The following is a 17,677-nucleotide window of genomic DNA, read 5'->3' as shown; positions in this document are numbered from 1 at the left end:
CCCCGCCCCTCTCCCGCACCGAACGTGTAAGAGAGGGGAGCCTGGACTGTTCATTCTTCATGTCAACTACATCCGCCTCTCAATCGCACCTCGCACCGATCGGTTGGATGGGACGGGTGCGGACGTGGACGATGATTTTCAATACGGCGTTCTCAGAACGCTTGGCCTATCGCGGCGATTTCGCATTGGGCACGTTGATGCGTTTTCTGCCCATCATCACACAGATCTTTTTGTGGTGGGCAATCTTTGACTCCATCAAGCACTCTGGGGTCGTCAACCCCGGCGATAGTACCGGGGACGCCAGCGAACCGGTTCGCATCGGTGGTTACGGCTTTCGCGAAATGGTTGCGTACTATCTGATCACCATGATTGCACGGGCCTTCTCGAGCATGCCAAACTTGGCTGCGGGGATTGCGCTTCAAATTCGCGACGGCGAAATCAAACGGTATCTGATCCAGCCCATCGATCTGATTGGATTTCTGCTGATCAATCGCGTCGCTCACAAGATCGCATACTATGCCGTCGCGATTGCACCGTTCGCACTCGTGTTCTATCTCTGCCGCGACTACTTCGTCGACGGTTTCCCGCCGCCCCACTTGTTCATCGCCTTTGTGGTCTCGCTCGTGATGGGGTTCTTGATCGGGTTCTTTCTCGAAGCGGCGATCGGGATGATCGGGTTTTGGTTCCTGGAAGTCTCCTCACTGCTATTCCTGTACATGCTCTTTAGCTTCTTTCTTTCGGGGCACATGTTTCCCCTGACGCTGCTACCCGACTCGATCGAGCCCTTTGTCAATTTCCTGCCCTTGAAATACCTCGCTTACTTTCCCGCTGCCGTGTTTTTGGGGAAAATCCCACCGGAAGACTTGCCCATGGAAATGGCGATTGAAGCGGCCTGGTTAGTGTTCTTCATGGTCGTCTGCCGGATGGCGTACAAGCATGGTGTGGCCCGATACAGCGGATACGGAGGGTAATGCATATGTTTGCTGAACTGGCTCGCTACCGTCGCGTATTCATGACGTTCGCCCAAAATAGTTTGGTGCGGGACATGACGTTTCGTACAAACTTTGTCATCGAGTGTTTGAGTTCGCTCGGATGGACGTTGATGAACGTCGGTTTTTACATGATCATTTTTGAACACACCAAATCGATCGGTGCCGATACCGGGTGGGACCGAGAGAAGTTCTTCCTGTTTCTGGCCACGACGTGGTTCATCAATTCGCTCGTGCAAGCGTTCTTCATGCCCAATGCGGAGGAATTCAGTGAGCTGATTCGCACCGGCGGTTTGGACTTTGCCCTGCTCAAACCAATCGACACTCAGTTCTTGATTTCGTTTCGGCGCGTGAGTTGGAGCTCGCTGGCGAACTTTGCAGCGGGGTTGGTGATCGCCACGGTTGCATTGTGGAAATTGGCCCACCGCGAGGTCGATCCGTATGTGCCATCGGCGATGTCAGTCGCGCTCTATATCGTGTTCTGTGGTTGCGGCGTGGCGATCATGTACAGCCTCATGATCTGTTTGTCAGCGACAAGTGTCTGGTTGGGACGCAATCAAACACTGTACAATTTCTGGTTTTACATCACGAATTTCAGTCGCTATCCGATGGAAATTTACAATCGCGGGTGGGGTCAACCGCTCTATGGATTCTTCACCTTTGTGATTCCCGTCTTGGTCGTCGTCAACGTCCCCGCCCGATTAATCGCCCGCCCCATTTCGCCACGGAGCGACACCGAGTGGTGGTTGGTCGGATGGATGGCCGTCGCGACTGTGCTGAGTGTGCTGGCCAGTCGCTGGGTATTCCGCACGGCGCTCCGCAGTTATCGTAGCGCCAGTTCCTAGCGTTCTTTCATCTCACTCATTCCCCCATTGCCCCGCTTCCGAAAAATGCCCGCGCGTCTACTTGCACTTCTCCTCACACTCACACTCACAGTCGGTTGCTCCCAGGTCTCACAGAGCAGTTCGCCCGGGCCGGAAGATCCTGATGCCCCCAAAGAGTTCACCGTTACCGACTCGGGGCTGAAGTACCGAATCTTGCGCCGCGGTAGCGGTGATAAACCAGGTCCCCAAAGTTTCGTCACGGTGGACTATGCCGGTTGGCTCGACGATGGCACGGAGTTTGACAGTTCCTACAACCGGCGAGAATCGACCAGTTTTAATCTGGACGGTGTCGTAGCGGGTTGGAACGAGGGTCTGCAATTAGTCAGCGAGGGAGGCATGATTGAGTTGGAAATCCCGTCGGAGCTCGGCTACGGTGCCATGGGCATGCCGGGCGCGATCCCTCCCAATGCGACCTTGCACTTCAAAGTCGAACTGCAGGACGTTCGGTAAAGAATCACAACGATCGTCAACGGCCGATTGCAACGCAGCTGCGCTCGCCAGAGCGTGGGATCCATCTACTGGCGAACGTAGCGACTCGGTCGATTGAAAACAGATTGGATACTGGAGCGAAGCCTTCCAAAAACCTTCCACTGCACTCCCGCACACCCTGCCGTCGGATGAGCCTTTATTTTCGCCCAAAGTCGGCGGGGATTTCGCCCCATTTTTTGGTTTCCCATTTCAGGATGGGGTTTCGTACCTGATGTTCGGCGAGCCACTTTTCGGCGCGGCGGACGAGGTTAAATAGCCTTTGATTTTCAGGGGTGGGCGGCAACTTGGTTTTACAGACACCTTGCTTCACCCAACTGCGACCAATCTGCGAATCGGAATAGATGGCCGTCTCGAATTGCTCGGCATGCTCGAGCAGTGCCAGGGCGTGCACGATGGCGAGGAACTCGCCGATGTTAACGGTGCCTTCGGGATACGGGCCCATGTGAAAGAGGTTAGTGCCCGATTCAATCTCAACGCCTTGGTATTCCAGTTTCCCTGGATTCCCCTGACAGGCTGCGTCGACGGCCCACGCGGTCATATCGACGCCGAGAGTGGCGTAATCCTCACGGTCGATTTTAGGCGTGGGTGTTTTCTTGCCACTGCCGCCGCCTTGTCCCCAGTATCGATCGGGGCCGCCCGCGTAGGCTTTCTCAGCGGCCGAGCGGCTTGAAAACGATTTGTACTTGGCGTTGGAAAAACCCAAGATTTCTTGTTTGCATCGTTCCCACGTGGAATAGATCCCGGGATGAAATCCTTGCCAGACGACGTACGATTTGGGTTTCTTTTCTGACATCCGTCCAATTTCGTTTAGAAACCAATTTGCAAAAGGGTCTGACCCTCTGCGGGAACTGTGGGGGGGGCATTGCCGAAACAGGTTGACATGTAAGGGGCCGCCAGTCCCTTTTCGGGTTCCTACTGAACCGTCCCTGTGGCGACGCACTGGGCGGTTTGATCACCGGGCAGGTCCGTCACGATTTCGATCTTCTGTGCGATTCGAGCGGGAAGGTCGCCTGCGTTGAACTTCAGTTGCACGAATTGAATTTTCTTTTTGCCTTCGGGGATCTCAAAGGAGAACCGTTGGTCGGCACATCGGACTTCGCGGATCGCGAAGGGTTCATCTGCTCGGACCAGGAGTCGTTTGCTCAACGTCTCGCCCGATGACGTGGTCCCGAGGCTCACCGCGGCCGGAGAGATACTGACGGCGGGGCGAACGCGACCGGCAACCGACATTTCGATGGTCGGGAACTGGGAATCGTTGGTGACCAGAGTCAGCTGTTCGTGGATATCGCCTTCGTCCATGGATTCTTTCATTCGCACTTGCATCTCGTACTCGACGATGCCCGGACGCATTTGGGGAGCGCTGAGTTTGACGGCCAAATCGCTGCAGTGGCTACGGACATCTTGAATTCGCCAACCGGGCGTGCCGCGATGTGTAATCTTGATGCTGCGAGTCTTGGATTCCCCCGACTTCGCTTCGCCAAAATCCATCTCGGCGGGATCGAACGTGATATCGGTGCGGATCACGCCCCGGACCTGCAACTGCACTTCGGCGTAAAACGGTCGATCAAATACGACGGTGATCGTGGCTGCTTTGGAGCCAATGAAGGTGCTGGTGTTGAAGGTCGCGACGATCGAGGCCGTTTCGTGCGTGGCCACGGTGTCGTTGCTGACCGTGGGTGTCGTGCATCCACAACTGCTGCGGACGGCGGCGACGTGCACCGTTTCCTCGTAGATGTTCTGGAACTTAAAGTAGTGCTGTGCCGTCGTTCCGCGACCGACCGTGCGAAAATCGTGCTCGGTTTCCGAGAACATTTTCTTGGCCCAGTTCTCGTCTGCTGCGGCCGATGCGGCAGCGAGTAGACCGCTGGAGATAACCATCGCGATGAATGCCAAGCTGCCGACACGCAGTCGTCCGAACGGGAGAAAATTCATGGTTTGCGTTCCCAACTCTGGTTCTATCGAAGAAAAATGTTGAAGTTTTTGACGAAATCAAAACTCCGCGCCGCATAACCGTCAACGGACCGACTTGTATACCTTGTCGGCCAATGTGTCGAATTTTTCCAGTAATTCTGCCAAACGTTCCATCGGCAATCCCACGATATTGCTCTCGCTGTCGCCGCCGATGACGTGAATCCAGTCATTACCGTCTTGATAGCCGAAGCCGCCCGCCTTTCCCTCCCATCGTCCGCTAGCGAGGTATTGCTCGATCGTTTCGTCACTGAGCGAATCCATTTTCAGCCGTGAGCAGACGACATCGAGATAGCAGCGATCGGTACCGCTCGACCACAAGCACACGCTCGTGTAAACGGCGTGCTCACGGCCTGAGAGCAGACGCAGCATCGACTCCGCATGCGCGCGATCGGTGGGTTTACCAAGGATTGTCCCGTTGCAATCAGCCAGCGTGTCGGCGGCAAGAATGAAGCATCCTTTGCGGCGGCGGACGACATCGAGGGCCTTCTGAAAGGCCAGTCGCGCGACCATCTCCGATGCAGTTTCGGGAAAGTCGACACCACATTCAGCCGCATCCCCAGCGGGACAGATTTCGAATTGGTATCCTGCGCTGCGGAGCAATTCGGCGCGGCGTGGCGAGCCGCTGGCCAGCACCAAGGGTTCGGCCGTGGGGATTTTGGCTCGGGGCAGGTTTTTCATCAAAGGCAAAGAGTCGCTCATTCTTCGGAAAACGCATGGTGTCGGGATGCCGCGAGTTTCGGAGCATCTGAATCAATGGATCTGCCAGCGCCGCGATCGGTATCGGCCGGCAGTTGCGGCCCCGGTATTTCGGGGCCTGTGTGTGAGATCTCGTTTCGCTCGTTGACGAAGATCAAGCGGGGCTGGTGCGTTTTCGTTTCGCATTCGGGCACCAGCGTGTACGCCGCCAGGATCACATGGTCACCGGGGCGGATCAGATGGGCCGCCGCGCCGTTAGCACAAATGTCATGGGACCCCGGCAGCCCTTCGATCGCGTACGTCTCCAATCGCGAGCCCCGGGTCACGTTCCAGACGTGCAGCGACTCATAGGCGACGATCCCCGCTGCGGCCAATAACTCGGGCGGCACCGTCAGGCTGCCTTCATAGTTGACGTCAGCGGCGGTCACGGTCGCGCGGTGAATTTTGGCCGCGAGCAGTTTGCGATAGCGTGGGAGGGCGTCCAAGACGGTTAACTCTTGAGGAAGGGTTCTAATTTTTCGACGGTCGCGGGGGTGCCGATCTCCAGTTTCCCGAACCCGTAGGTGGCCCCCTCGGCAACGGCGGCCTGCTGATGTTCGTCATAATTGGTGACCAACATCATCGGTACGCTGCCAAGATCCGGGTCGGACTTGATCTTTTTAATGATTTCCAGTCCATCGGTGTAGTCGCGATCGAGTTTGCGATTGACCGTGACGAGATCGACATGGCGATTGCGAAGTAATTCGATCGTGTCTTCGACTCCGTGCGTCTGCACCACGGTAGCGGCAAAGTGAGACGAGACCATTTTCCGGATCGAATTGAAGTCAGGACCGCAGTTGCCACAATCGACAAGCGTTTTCACCATTTCAGTTGCCTAGAGGCGTCAGAGAAAAAAACAAATTGGCACAGTCTCACGTCACGATGAAGCTCGTGAAGGCGTCATGGACACAAATGTCGGTCGCTGGCGAGCGACCGGGAGGCTGCGGAGGGCAATTTACCATCCGGCCCTGGAAAAGTCACGGCGCCCGTTTTACGGTCATCAATGGGATTGCGACTCAGCGGGTTCGCCGACCGACAGCCGCCCGCTCGGTGGAGGCTTTTCGAGTCTCGGCGACTCAGCCGTTTGACGTCCGATCACGTTTGCGTTGGATTTCGGTGATGCATCCCAGAGTATACGTCGCGTGGTCGGGCCAGCGTTCAGCGACGGTGCGATAGGCGATGATCGCCGCGTCCCAGTCACCCGATTGATCGAGATCGGCAGCGGCATCGAGAGCGTCATCCGCATTGTCGATTTGGGCGGGTTCGGGCTCAGATTCAGGGTCTCCAAAGTCAAAGTCCTCGGGCCACTCAAAGGAACCCACATCCATGAACGCGTGACACTTCGGGCAACTCTGAGTCGTGCCGTCCTGATTGGCGGGGAATTCGCTGAGGGCCCCACATTCTTCGCATGCCGACGAGATGGGAGTTGCCCCCGCCTGGTCGCGCTGACGTTCGTCGCGTTGTTGCTCGAACTGGCGGAGCAATTCGGTTGTTTTTTCGAGGTCCGCTTGGTCCACGAACACCTGCGGCTGGTGGAATTGGCTGATCGGGCCGAACGCGGACGTGCTGAGCCCGGAGTTGTCTTCAACCACATGGGCCTGGATGCCGTGGGATGCCAGCCAAATCGTGACGCCCTGAGCTTCGAGATTGTCGTGGGCGCTGTAGGCGACGACAGGATCATTGAGGTCCATGGGGATCGCTTTCCGAGGGGGGTTGCAGTGAATCGGCGGACGAATTGACGCGGAGTCGTGTTTTTGACGATCATATGGGCTATGAGTTCCCTTGGCATCGACCCGTCGGACAATTCCTCCCGTGACCCCCTTCACGATGTCGAGGTTTGGCATGCGCCGGCAGCGCTGGATGAGCCGGGACCGACAGAGGTCTTTTGCGAGCGATTGCTGTTGGCGGATGAACGGGTCCGGGCGGATCGATTTCGCGTGGCGTCAGCCCGCCACCAACACATCATTGGGCGGGGGATGGCCCGGACGCTGCTTGCGGCGGGGCGATGCCAGACCCATGAGATCGGTTTTCGCGTGCTCGACCATGGCAAACCCATCGTCGCATCGCCCGCGAATGCCTGCCGCGCATTCAACATTGCCCACACACGAGGCCTCGTCGTATGCGGACTGGGGGCACCGGGGCACTGGTTGGGGGTCGATGTGGAGTGGATGGATCGTCGCACCGACCCGGAGCTGGCACGTCGATATTTCGCGTTGGAGGAGATTCGCCAGCTCGATGCGACGCGCAATGAAGACGACCATCGCGAGCTGTTCCTGAGATTGTGGACGCTGAAGGAGGCGTTCATCAAAGCCATCGGTACGGGCATGCACACACCTTTGGATCAATTTGCGTTTGAAGACGCCGCCAGTGACCAGCCGCGTTTAGTGGTACGGGCCCCTGAGCTGATGCGACAACGTCGCTGGCGATTTGAAACCTTTGAACCACGTGCTGGTTTTGTCGCGGCGATTGCCCTGGGCGTGGCCACCGATGCGGAACCCATTTGCAATGAGCGGCCGCGGCTGAAACTCGCTGATTTCCAGGCTTATATCCGTTGACCGCCCAGCCACGGGCGAACTTCAGCGGCGAGGAAGAACGAACCGCAAACGATCACGACTCCGTCCTGGCCGGCTTGATCGATGGCGGCTTGGCAGGCTGCCAGCGGGTCATCGTTGGTCGTGAACCAGGCTGTTGATGCTCGGGAGGGGGTCGATGTTTTTGCCGCCAGGTCCGCGAGTGTTTCGACGGGGATGAATCTTGGGTTACCGTGGTAGCGAGTCAGCACGATGCCGTCGAGGTAGGGACGCAGGAGATCGAGCATGGCGGCGGCGTCCTTGTCGACGCTGGTGCCGAACACGCCGATGATCCTCCGCCCGGCAAAGCGAGTTCTCAGGGTATCGACCAGAGCTGTGATCGAGTCTGGATTGTGGGCGGCGTCGAGGATCACCGTCCCGCCCGAAGGCAAGGCGAACCGCTCCAGACGGGCTTCAATCTGTAGCTTCGCCAACGCATCGAGCATGGCGATGTCAGGCGAAACGCCGAGCTGTTCCAGTCCCAATAGAGCGACGGCGGCATTGCTGACCTGATGTCGGCCTTCGAGCGCTAGGCAAACCGGTGTGCCGGCGGTGCCGGGAGTCGCGTTCTGTTCATTGCGAACCAACTCGAAGGCACTGCCCCACGCGGCGGGCTCGTTTGCGTGGGAGGAGGCGCCGTCAACGTGTTCCCGGACCTCGAAATCCCGCCCGAATTCGAGTAGCGGAGCCTCCACTTCGGCGGCGATTTGCCGGATCACCTCGCGGGCCGGCGATCTCGTTACGCCGCTGATCGCCGGAACGCCTGGCTTGAGGATGCCCGCTTTCTCTTGGGCGATCTGTTCGAGTGTCTCGCCGAGGACGTGTTGATGATCCAGTCCGATGCTGGTGATCAGCGTCACCTCACTCTGAAAGACATTTGTACTGTCCAGACGCCCGCCCAGTCCCGTTTCGAGCACCCAGTACTCGCATCCGCAGCGGTGAAAATGTTCAATGGCAATCGCGGTGGTGAGTTCAAAAAAGGACGGCCCTCCGATGCTCTCGCGCGACATCTCGTCCACCACGGCACGCATCGAATCGACCAGTTCGGTCATTTGGAGGCGCGTGGCGGGAACCCCGTTGACGCGAAAGCGTTCCTCCAGGTCCACCAGATGGGGCGACGTATATAATCCGACCCGATATCCAGCCGCCGCCAGCATGGTGGCGACCATCGTGGCGACCGATCCCTTGCCCTTTGTGCCCGCGATATGCACGATTTTGGCTTGCGTGGGGCGATCGGACGATGCGATGGCGAGCGACCGATCGGGTTCGGGGACCCGTTGATTCGGAACACACAGGTATCGCCCATGTCCCAACCGGGTGACGAGGTCGCGCATCCGATCGAGGGTAAACCGGTACCGCGAACCCGATCGGACCAGACGTTCGTAGTCAATACGGTCGTAGAGCCAGCGGGTTGCCGCGTGATAGGCGGCGGCGGGGTCGGCAAGGGGATCATCGGTGGCCGAGTCACCGGTGGCAGCGTCGCGGGCGGCCAATTTCGAGGGCGGCATAGTAGAAGAACGTCGCAAGAGTGGTGGGTGCGCAGGCCGAGGCAAGCAGCCAAGTTTGCATTGTAGCGTGACGAGATGAGTTGCCACCCGCCCCTACGTGATCACAAGGCAAACAAAATTGCGAACCGTTTCGAGGCAGCCGCCGTAGCGATCGGACTCTCTTTGTCAAGTTTTTCTTCCCCATCCGTCGGGATCAATATTTCGTGGATACCGATACCAGCACGGCCGTTGTTGAGCCGTCCGCCGATACCGTGCCAACTGCTGCCAGTTCGTCTGATAACGTGGTCATTGAGACCCGCAACCTGAGCAAAATCTATCGAGACTTTTGGGGGCGGAAAAAAGTCCACGCCCTGAAATCGCTCGATATCGAGGTTCGACCGGGAGAAATCTTCGGTCTCTTGGGGCCCAACGGGAGCGGAAAATCGACCACGATCAAGCTGATCCTAGGGTTATTGTTCCCAACCAGCGGACGGGTGCTGGTGTTCGACCAGGATGCCAGCGAAACGAGTAAGAACGAACGCATCGGGTATTTGCCCGAGGAATCGTACTTGTACAAGTTCCTGACGGCCGAAGAAACGCTCGATTTTTACGGTCGTCTGTTCGATCTCTCCGCGGCCGTTCGTCGTGAGCGAGTCCAGCAGTTGATTGAAATGGTTGGATTGCAGGGTGCCAAGCACCGGCAGCTCAAGGAGTATTCCAAAGGCATGACGCGGCGCGTCGGTTTAGCCCAGGCCTTGATTAACGACCCCGATCTCATCCTGCTCGACGAACCCACCACCGGGCTCGACCCGATCGGTACCCGCGAGATGAAGGACCTGATTTTGGGTCTGCGTGATCGTGGTAAGACCGTCTTGCTGTGTTCGCACCAGCTCGCCGACGTCCAAGACGTGTGCGACCGGGTCGCGATTCTGCACCAGGGCGAACTGAAAGAGCTCGGCCGCGTTTCGGATCTCCTGAAGGTCCAAGACGTGACGGAAGTTCACGCCACCGGCCTCGATGAAGCCGCCAAGCGAGAAATCGCCGAGGTCATTGCTCGACATGGAGGCACGGTCCAGTCCATCGATAACCCGACGGCGACCATGGAAGACTTGTTCTTGAATATCGTTCGTGAGAGCGAAGCACGTCCGGGTGCCCGCCGGGTGTCACAAGCGACTCCGGCTCAAGACAATTCCGCTGGCTCGACCAACGACGGGGAGCAAGTATGAATTTGCAGCGAGAGGATTTCTGGTCGTTCTATGAATGGTTCTTCCGTCCCGATGCGTTTCTAGAAAGCGCCGCGATGAAGGGCATCGTGTTGGCGGTATTGGGGATCGTGCTGGGGCTGATCGTCGGGTACGTGATTTCCGCCTCTCGTTACGGTTCGGGCGAGGGTTTCTTTGCCGTCGCACGGGCGGTTCGTGACCTGTTCCGCTTTGATTTACCCGGCACGCGTCCGCGGCGGATCTTGGCATTGGCCGGTCTGGCGTTTCGAGAAGCGATTCGCCGGAAGGTCCTGTATATCGTGGGCCTCTTTATCGTTTTACTGCTGCTCGCGGGCTGGTATCTGAACCCACAGAGCGACGACCCGGCGCGGTTGTACATCAGTTTCGTGCTGACGGCGACCAACTATCTCGTGCTGGCGCTCGCCCTGTTCATCAGTGCGTTCTCGCTGCCGGAGGATATTAAGAACAAAACAATCTTCACGATTGTGACGAAACCTGTCCGGGCAACGGAAATCGTGCTCGGACGGATGCTCGGTTTTGCCGCGATGGGAACAGTGATTTTGATCCCGATGGGACTGCTCAGTTACGTCTTCGTGACTCGTGGGCTCGACCACACGCACGCCCAGGTGGCGGATGTTCGGGAGCTCAGCACGGGGGGATTCGAGGGCGAAACGGACCATACTCAGTTCCACTCACATGAGTTCACGCTCGACGCAGATGGCATCGGTGCGACCGACATGGTACGCGGCCACCGCCACTTGGTCACCCGCAATGAGGATGGCAGTTTCGAGATTGGTGAAGCGACCGGCGCACTGCGTGCCCGGGTGCCCTCGTACGGTAGTTTAGTGTTTCGTGACCGCTCGGGTCACCTGCAAGAACAGGGCATCGACGTTGGTAACGAACAGATGTCGGGTGGTTATGGTAGCGCTGGTATTTCCCGTTTGATTGGGATGTCCAAGGGCAGTCGTAAGATCGAGCACGGCTACGTCGAAGGGGGTGGTCTCGGTACCGCTGAATACACGTTCGCGGAAGTGACACCGGCGCGATATCCCGAAATGATTCCGATTGATTTGACGTTGCGGGCCTATCGTTCCTACAAGGGCAACATCGAGAAGGGGATCCGGGGATCGATCACGATGAAACACCCCACCAAGCCGATCGAAAGCAATCCGATTGGCTTCACCGTCAACGAATACGAAGTCGATCAGAAGACGTTGCCGCTGAATATTGAAGGCAGCGACGGGACGAACACGCGCATGCTCAACGTGTTCGAGGACTTAGTCGACGAAGACGGGAACATGACCGTGGTCGTCCGCTGCCTCGACGATGCACAGTACCTCGGCATGACCCCCGCGAGTGTGTATCTGCGACCGACGGACCATGCGTTTGCCTGGAACCTGATCAAAGCCTATTTGTCGATCTGGTTGCAGATGATGATGGTGACGGCGTTCGGCGTGATGTTCAGTACTTTTTTGACGGGACCGGTCGCGATGGTGGCGACGGCCGTATGTGTGCTGCTGGGATTCTCAGCCGAACAGATCTACAACACTCGGTATTACATCGACATCGGCCAGAACGCCGGTGGTGGACCGATCGAGTCGGTCGTGCGGTTGGCCAAGCAAGATGCGATGACGACGCAACTGGACGTCGACAGCGTGACAGCCACGGTGATCAAAACGGTCGATGCGGGCATTGTGTACACGCTCGACGCGCTGGCCACGTCGCTGCCCAACCTACCCAAAATGGTCAATACGGCGGAATACGCCGCCTCGGGATTCGATATTTTCGGCGCGCTATTGGCCCGCCACGCGGTGGCGACATTCGGCTACGTTTTGCTCGCTTTTCTAATCAGTTATTTTACCTTGAAAGCACGTGAGATCGCGGCATGAATCGCAAGACTCAATTTCGTCGAAAACTCATTTATCTCGCCATCCTGGTTGTGATGTTGATCCCCCTCTACCTGCTCGGCCAGCCCGCTGGCGGGGGCGGGGATGGTGGCGGACGACTGGCGCAGATGCGCGACGCGTTCGATATCTCCGAGAGCGATCTGGGAGAGATCAGTCCCGCGAGCGAAACGATGAAACTCGCTTCGTTGGGGATGCGCGGCGTCGCGGCATCGATGCTGTGGAAGAAATCCCACGAGTATCACGTCGCGCACGAATGGGACCGGCTCAAGGCGACCCTGAACAACATTCTGCTGTTGCAGCCGCACTTTGATAAGGTCTGGGAGTTTCAAGCTCACAACCTGGCGTATAACGTCTCGACCGAGTTTGATGACTACCGCCAACGCTACGAAATGGTACGCGAAGGCACCGAGTTCTTGACCAAGGGCGTTCGGCAAAATACGAAGGCGCCGCGGCTGATTTGGTACACCGGCTGGTTCTACGGATCCAAGCTCGGAACCGCGGACGAAAAGCGCCAGTTCCGACGGCTCTTCGCTGACGATGAAGTCCTGCATAAGAGCTTGCTCGAACAAGGCATCCCGATCGATGGTCCCGAAGCTTTGGGGCCGTTCCACAAACCGGACAATTGGCTGGTGGGTCGGCTATGGCTCAATTCCGGGTATGACCTGGTAGAAGCAGGCGTCCCGATTCGCCGGCAAACGCCGATCAACTTTTATGAGACCGGACCCAAATGGCGGATTCGGTTCGCCGAAGCGATTGAGAAGGAAGGTGTCCTCAATGACCAGGCTCGCGAAGCCTGGGAACGGGCATCGGAAGATTGGCAGGCACTGGGTAATCGCTCCGTCCCCACGACGGAATCGTTCACGATCAAGCTCGGACAGATCGACGAACTGCTCCGCCGCCGAGCCGAGACCGTCAACGAGATTCGGGAACTCACCGGCGACGTCTACCGAAAAGCCGAATTGAAGATGATCCGGTCGTTTGAGCCGGGCATCGAAGAGGCGTTGATGACGCCACCAGAGAAACGGACCAAGTCGCAACAGTCAATCGCTGAAAAGAATCAGAGCGGAACCGAGCCGAATCTCAGTGAGGTCGCTCGCGATTCAGACCCCAAGGTGCGGGCTCGCGCCATGCAATTGGTCGAAGCGGTGAAAGACCTCGACGAACGAATCATCAAAACAGAAGGGCATCGCAAGCAGATCAACTACCCCTACTGGGAAACACTCGCGCAGGCCGAGCAGGAAGAACGCACGGTCACGGCACGACGCTTGATTTTCGAAGCGAAGGAAGCCCTCAGCAAAGAAGGGGAACTGGAACGAGCGATTGACTTGTATGAGCAATCATTCGAACAGTGGGCGGAAATCTTCGATGATTATCCTATTCTGGTGATCGATACGAGTGCCGAGGATCTCTTTGACTCCGTTCGTGACTACATGAAAGCCATCGACTCGGACGAAATTCCGGACGATTTCCCGCTCAAAACCTTCGTCGAAATGATGGGGCAGTACGGCAACGTCGACGCGGCCGTCTACGAACAGGCTCGGGAAACCCAACGCGACAAACTCGAAGCTCGCAAGCGGGAACTGGCGGAACAGGAACGCCAGCGTGAAGAAGAGCTGTTGCGTGAGCAACAGGAGGCCGAGGCGGCCAAGGCGGCTGAGGCGGCCAAGGCCGCTGAAATGACAGAGGCTGCTGAAAAACCGGAAGCCACTGAAAAGCCGGAGGCCGCCGACGAATCGGAAGCCGCTGAGGAGATGGCTGCTGAACCGGCTGCTGCCAACGAATCGGAACCCGCTGAGCAGAATGTTGAAGAGGGGACTGCCGAGGAAGCCGAACCGGCAAAGCCGGCTGAGGTGGAGAAGACACCCGAGGTGAGCGAGGAATCGCCCGCCGAGGTGCCCGAGACGCAGCCTGAGGAGGCATCCTCGGAAGGTGAAGCAAACTCGCCTACGACGAGCGATGAATGATGGGTTGAGACGCCGATCAAGGGCGTTCAGCCGTCTCGGCTAATCAGGTTGGGGCGATTCAATCAGCATCACCCCATCCGCCGTCCGGGTATTCGGGGGCGTTGGATTTGATGAGCCGAGTCGTGGAGGCGGTCGGGTGCCGTGTGTTACCCGATGCCTTGCGGCATTCGGTTCAGCATTGCCGGTTGTGTTACCCGATGGCTTGCGGCATTCGGTTCATTATTGCCGTGTGTGTTACCCGATGCCTTACGGCATTCGGTTCATTGTTGCCGGTTGTGTTTCTATGACAGGGTTGGGCCGACGTCCCAGACTGAATGCTGCTGTGCCTTCGGCACCGAGGAGACTTTCCCCTTTTTCGCTGGACTGAGCCGCGTTGGAGAGCAATCGCTGCGCCATCGACCGATCGCATGCCTATAATAACAGCATGATCGAGAATCCCCATCTTACGATTGGCATCCCTCATCGATGGGATCGCCGGAATCATCAAAACAGGCTTGCGACTGCATTCGGTCTGCTGGTCTCGTTCCTGGGTGTGGTGGGCATACTCGACGGTGTCATCCCACGGCATGCTGGGGCGCAGTCCGCCGAGCCGGCAACGACGGCGGCTGAGGGCTATTTGATTGAGATCCCGAGTCCCTTGACGCCGCGTGATGTCGAGCAAATTCTCGCCCGCCTCACACGGCTGTCCCAATCCGTTCGCAACATTCCGGCGTCCGTGGAAAATGCGGATCGCCGGGTGAGCGTGGTGCTGCACTTTGGGGCCCCGAACGGGAACCGGAACGTTGCCGCTGAAGAAAACATCCGCGGCCAGACGCGGGGTGGCGATGAACTCGCGCGTGATAGCAGCACGTCGCTGGAGGATTCACTCAAGCTCGCCCGGGCGATCTCAGGTGCAGATCTGAAACGCATCCGCCCGGTCGCATGGGTGGACACGGCGGTCCGGGGCAGCGAGGTATTGTTGGTACTGGCGTGCGAATCGATCCTTGTGGCACCGGATGGGTCGATTGGCGATGCCACATTCAGTGAAGTGTCCGGCGATGAAACCACGACAGCGATTTATCAATCCGTCGCGAAGCGGCGTGGTCTCTTGCCGCCCGAAATGATCGAGGGGCTCGTCAATCCCAACGAGACGGTCGCTCGCGTGCGATTGGCCGACGGTTCCACGCAGCTCGTGCTGAGCGAATCATTGGAGAACTTCCGTACCGAGGGCGCGATCGTCGAGGAAGATATTCTGTCTCCGCCCGGTGAGCCGCTGACGTTGACCGCCGATCAACTGCGGAGCTTTCGCGCCGCGACCGCGATCGTGAAGTCTGAGGGGGACGTTGCCGACCGACTCGGTCTCAAACAACTTCGTCGTGAATCGGCCGATACCAGCGGTGAAGCGATCGGTATTCTGCTGCGAATCAATGGTGCGATTCGCAGTGATCGCGTCCAGCGATGGCTATCGAATCTCGCGGCGACGACGGAGGGTGGGGAAACGAACACGTGGTTGGTCGAGATTGATTCGCCCGGTGGCTATCTTTTCGGTAGTGCATCGCTGGCGGCGACCCTTGCCGATCCCGGCACGTCGATTCGCACGGTCGGTGGGTATGTGTCGCAAGAGGCTCGCGGTGATGCCGCCTTGATTGCGTTGGGGTGCCGACCACTCGCCATGCATACCGACGCGACGCTCGGTGGCAGCGGTGCGGACGCGATGACGTCCGACGAAGTGGCGGACCAGCGAGAATTGATCGACTTTGTTGCAGGTTTAACCGGGCGCAGTGCAGCACTGATCCGCGGCCTGCTCGATCCGAGGCTCACGGTATATCGGTACGTCAATCGCCGCACCGGACGAATTCGATATGCCGTGCCCACCGAAATGGCCGCCGAGATCGATGCGGAACGGACGGGCGGGAGATCCGATTGGAAACGTGAGGAGAGGATCGATCTCAGCGAAGGGTTGTCCGCCAATCGGGCAATCGAGTTGGGGTTAGCGGACGAGTCCGTGGAGTCTCTAAAATCAGTTGCTACGGACATCGGACTGGCCAGCGTACCGGCGCAGCTCAGCGACCGGGGACTGGTGCGTTGGGTGGAGCGGATGGGGAGCCACAGTGGATTGGCCTTCGGATTGTTGGTGCTCGGTTTCATGATGCTGTCGACCGAAGCGAGTGCGCCGGGTCTCGGCGTGCCTGGGTTTATCGCTGTGATGTGCTTCGCACTGTTCTTCTGGATCAAGTTTCTGGCGGGTACCGCCGAATGGGCCGAGTTGCTCGCTTTCGGCTTGGGATTGACGTTTCTCGCGATCGAGATCTTCGTGCTGCCGGGGTTCGGGATCTTTGGCCTGGGCGGTCTCGTGCTGACCGTCCTGGGCGTGGTGCTGATGAGCCAAACCTTTATCGTGCCACGCAATAGCTACCAGGCCAACCAATTGGCGCAAGGGGTTTGGATGGCGATCGGCGGGATGGGCGGATTGGTCGTCGGTTTCTTGCTGGTCCGGGCGTTCTTGCCGCAAGCTGCAGCAGCGTCGGGACTGGCGATGGAAGCACCAGCGGCCGACCTCGATCGGCTCGAACGAATTGCGGACTACGATCACTTGAACGGGACAACAGGCGTCGCGTCCACCCGCTTACGACCGTCAGGCAAAGCCCAATTTGGGGATCAAATCGTTGCCGTTGTCAGTGACGGCTCCGCGATTGATCCTGGTCAGAAGGTCCGTGTGCTCCAGGTCCACGGCAATCGGATTGTGGTCGAAGCGGTGGATGAGTAATGCCCGCGTTTTATGCGATTGGCCTGATGATTGCCTTCTACGGGCTCGTTATCGCGGAGATATTGATCCCCAGCGGCGGGATGCTCGGACTCACCGCCACGGTCGTGGCGGTGACATCGATCATCATCGGTTACACCTATAGTTCAACGATGGCGCTGACGCTCACGTTGATCTACGTGGTCACCACCCCCCTCTTGCTCGGCCTATTGATTCGATTCTGGCCGAAAACGAAGATCGGTCGCCGGATGCTCAACCGAGAAACCCTCGAAGCAGACTCGGCCCTGCCGGAGCCAACGACCATTGACGGCACGCTACTGAGTGAATTTGTTGGCCGCGTCGGTACGGCAACATCGAACCTACTGCCCAGCGGCGAGGTAAAAATTGACGGACATCGATCCGACGCGATCAGCACAGGGCTACCGATCGACGCCGGCACTCTCGTGATCGTCGTGCGCGTTCATGCGGGGAAACTACAGGTTCGTGCCGCCAATGAGGATGAAATCCGGCTCTGGCGATCGGAGGTGGTAGCGAGTTCGCCGGATCTCACAAGCTCCGCCCCCGAGCCGATCGCTTCACCGGTGAGTTCGATGGACTCGGCCGTGACATCGTCGCTCGACGATATCAACTTCGACGAGCTCGGTACTGATGAGAGTGGATCCTAAGCGGCCACGAATGAATCCCCCGAGTAGGATGGGACCGCTGTCCCGTCCGG

General features: G+C 58.2%; 16 protein-coding genes. 9 read left to right on the top strand and 7 right to left on the bottom strand.

The genetic code is table 11. The features are described 5' to 3' along the window. The first annotated feature begins 59 nt into the window (after positions 1 to 59). Genes SH410x_RS08770 through SH410x_RS08760 form a run of 3 tightly spaced genes read left to right on the top strand, consistent with a single transcriptional unit; the run spans position 60 to position 2,323 of the window. Positions 60 to 971: an ABC transporter permease gene (locus tag SH410x_RS08770; RefSeq protein WP_473676138.1), complete on the top strand. Its 912-nt coding sequence runs from the start codon at positions 60 to 62 to the stop codon at positions 969 to 971. A 5-nt stretch (positions 972 to 976) separates the two neighbouring features. Continuing rightward, a complete protein-coding gene (locus tag SH410x_RS08765; protein ID WP_473677275.1) occupies positions 977 to 1,834 on the top strand; it encodes an ABC transporter permease in 858 nt (285 codons plus the stop codon). A 45-nt stretch (positions 1,835 to 1,879) separates the two neighbouring features. Beyond that, entirely contained in the window at positions 1,880 to 2,323 is a 444-nt protein-coding gene (locus SH410x_RS08760; RefSeq protein ID WP_473676137.1) for an FKBP-type peptidyl-prolyl cis-trans isomerase, read from the top strand. Between the two features lie 175 nt (positions 2,324 to 2,498). Here SH410x_RS08760 and SH410x_RS08755 read toward each other — a convergent pair whose 3' ends face one another. The 6 genes from SH410x_RS08755 to SH410x_RS08730 all read right to left on the bottom strand — a co-directional run bounded on the left by SH410x_RS08755 (position 2,499) and on the right by SH410x_RS08730 (position 6,759). Further along, a complete protein-coding gene (locus SH410x_RS08755) occupies positions 2,499 to 3,155 on the bottom strand; it encodes a ribonuclease H1 domain-containing protein (RefSeq protein WP_473676136.1) in 657 nt (218 codons plus the stop codon). Between the two features lie 119 nt (positions 3,156 to 3,274). Beyond that, positions 3,275 to 4,294, bottom strand: a complete 1,020-nt coding sequence (locus tag SH410x_RS08750; RefSeq protein ID WP_473676135.1) for a DUF1573 domain-containing protein — start codon at positions 4,292 to 4,294, stop codon at positions 3,275 to 3,277. Between the two features lie 81 nt (positions 4,295 to 4,375). After that, on the bottom strand, positions 4,376 to 5,011 hold the full coding sequence (locus SH410x_RS08745) for a Maf family protein (RefSeq protein ID WP_473676134.1): 636 nt from the start codon (positions 5,009 to 5,011) through the stop codon (positions 4,376 to 4,378). A gap of 17 nt (positions 5,012 to 5,028) precedes the next feature. Next, positions 5,029 to 5,514, bottom strand: a complete 486-nt coding sequence (gene panD, locus SH410x_RS08740) for an aspartate 1-decarboxylase (RefSeq protein ID WP_473676133.1) — start codon at positions 5,512 to 5,514, stop codon at positions 5,029 to 5,031. A gap of 5 nt (positions 5,515 to 5,519) precedes the next feature. Beyond that, entirely contained in the window at positions 5,520 to 5,894 is a 375-nt protein-coding gene (locus SH410x_RS08735) for a response regulator (protein WP_473676132.1), read from the bottom strand. 250 nt (positions 5,895 to 6,144) lie between these two features. Next, positions 6,145 to 6,759, bottom strand: a complete 615-nt coding sequence (locus SH410x_RS08730; RefSeq protein ID WP_473676131.1) for a DUF2007 domain-containing protein — start codon at positions 6,757 to 6,759, stop codon at positions 6,145 to 6,147. A gap of 81 nt (positions 6,760 to 6,840) precedes the next feature. On the opposite strand from SH410x_RS08730, the gene SH410x_RS08725 reads away from it, so the two are divergent. Then, positions 6,841 to 7,623 (top strand): 4'-phosphopantetheinyl transferase family protein, encoded by a 783-nt coding sequence (locus SH410x_RS08725; RefSeq protein WP_473676130.1) that lies wholly within the window; start codon positions 6,841 to 6,843, stop codon positions 7,621 to 7,623. Here SH410x_RS08725 and SH410x_RS08720 read toward each other — a convergent pair. Next, positions 7,611 to 9,146: a bifunctional folylpolyglutamate synthase/dihydrofolate synthase gene (locus SH410x_RS08720; protein WP_473676129.1), complete on the bottom strand. Its 1,536-nt coding sequence runs from the start codon at positions 9,144 to 9,146 to the stop codon at positions 7,611 to 7,613. The two genes, SH410x_RS08725 and SH410x_RS08720, sit on opposite strands and share 13 nt — an antisense overlap. 251 nt (positions 9,147 to 9,397) lie before the next feature. On the opposite strand from SH410x_RS08720, the gene SH410x_RS08715 reads away from it, so the two are divergent. From SH410x_RS08715 to SH410x_RS08695, 5 genes are all read left to right on the top strand, one after another. Then, positions 9,398 to 10,351 carry an ABC transporter ATP-binding protein gene (locus SH410x_RS08715; protein ID WP_473677274.1) on the top strand — a complete coding sequence of 318 codons (954 nt, stop codon included), beginning with the start codon at positions 9,398 to 9,400 and terminating at the stop codon, positions 10,349 to 10,351. Beyond that, positions 10,348 to 12,237, top strand: a complete 1,890-nt coding sequence (locus tag SH410x_RS08710) for an ABC transporter permease (RefSeq protein ID WP_473676128.1) — start codon at positions 10,348 to 10,350, stop codon at positions 12,235 to 12,237. The genes SH410x_RS08715 and SH410x_RS08710 overlap by 4 nt, the downstream gene beginning before the upstream one ends. Next, complete coding sequence (locus SH410x_RS08705; protein ID WP_473676127.1) at positions 12,234 to 14,219, top strand: IRE (iron responsive element); 1,986 nt, start codon at positions 12,234 to 12,236, stop codon at positions 14,217 to 14,219. Before SH410x_RS08710 ends, SH410x_RS08705 begins: the two co-directional genes overlap by 4 nt. A gap of 424 nt (positions 14,220 to 14,643) precedes the next feature. Further along, positions 14,644 to 16,965, top strand: coding sequence for an NfeD family protein (locus SH410x_RS08700; RefSeq protein WP_473676126.1), 2,322 nt, complete (start codon positions 14,644 to 14,646; stop codon positions 16,963 to 16,965). Continuing rightward, positions 16,965 to 17,627: an NfeD family protein gene (locus tag SH410x_RS08695; RefSeq protein WP_473676125.1), complete on the top strand. Its 663-nt coding sequence runs from the start codon at positions 16,965 to 16,967 to the stop codon at positions 17,625 to 17,627. Before SH410x_RS08700 ends, SH410x_RS08695 begins: the two co-directional genes overlap by 1 nt. Positions 17,628 to 17,677 lie beyond the last annotated feature (50 nt).

It is taken from the genome of Rhodopirellula sp. SH410 (assembly GCF_055811895.1).
Note: the sequence above shows the minus strand (reverse complement) of the source record. Positions and strands in the feature narration are given on the sequence as shown.

Bases quoted from the DNA above. Each gene is read 5' to 3' on its own strand.
- SH410x_RS08770 (WP_473676138.1), top strand. From the start codon at position 60: ATGTCAACTACATCCGCCTCTCAATCGCACCTCGCACCGATCGGTTGG.
- SH410x_RS08765 (WP_473677275.1), top strand. From the start codon at position 977: ATGTTTGCTGAACTGGCTCGCTACCGTCGCGTATTCATGACGTTCGCC.
- SH410x_RS08760 (WP_473676137.1), top strand. From the start codon at position 1,880: ATGCCCGCGCGTCTACTTGCACTTCTCCTCACACTCACACTCACAGTC.
- SH410x_RS08755 (WP_473676136.1), bottom strand. From the start codon at position 3,155: ATGTCAGAAAAGAAACCCAAATCGTACGTCGTCTGGCAAGGATTTCAT.
- SH410x_RS08750 (WP_473676135.1), bottom strand. From the start codon at position 4,294: ATGAATTTTCTCCCGTTCGGACGACTGCGTGTCGGCAGCTTGGCATTC.
- SH410x_RS08745 (WP_473676134.1), bottom strand. From the start codon at position 5,011: ATGAAAAACCTGCCCCGAGCCAAAATCCCCACGGCCGAACCCTTGGTG.
- SH410x_RS08735 (WP_473676132.1), bottom strand. From the start codon at position 5,894: ATGGTGAAAACGCTTGTCGATTGTGGCAACTGCGGTCCTGACTTCAAT.
- SH410x_RS08730 (WP_473676131.1), bottom strand. From the start codon at position 6,759: ATGGACCTCAATGATCCTGTCGTCGCCTACAGCGCCCACGACAATCTC.
- SH410x_RS08725 (WP_473676130.1), top strand. From the start codon at position 6,841: ATGAGTTCCCTTGGCATCGACCCGTCGGACAATTCCTCCCGTGACCCC.
- SH410x_RS08720 (WP_473676129.1), bottom strand. From the start codon at position 9,146: ATGCCGCCCTCGAAATTGGCCGCCCGCGACGCTGCCACCGGTGACTCG.
- SH410x_RS08710 (WP_473676128.1), top strand. From the start codon at position 10,348: ATGAATTTGCAGCGAGAGGATTTCTGGTCGTTCTATGAATGGTTCTTC.
- SH410x_RS08705 (WP_473676127.1), top strand. From the start codon at position 12,234: ATGAATCGCAAGACTCAATTTCGTCGAAAACTCATTTATCTCGCCATC.
- SH410x_RS08700 (WP_473676126.1), top strand. From the start codon at position 14,644: ATGATCGAGAATCCCCATCTTACGATTGGCATCCCTCATCGATGGGAT.
- SH410x_RS08695 (WP_473676125.1), top strand. From the start codon at position 16,965: ATGCCCGCGTTTTATGCGATTGGCCTGATGATTGCCTTCTACGGGCTC.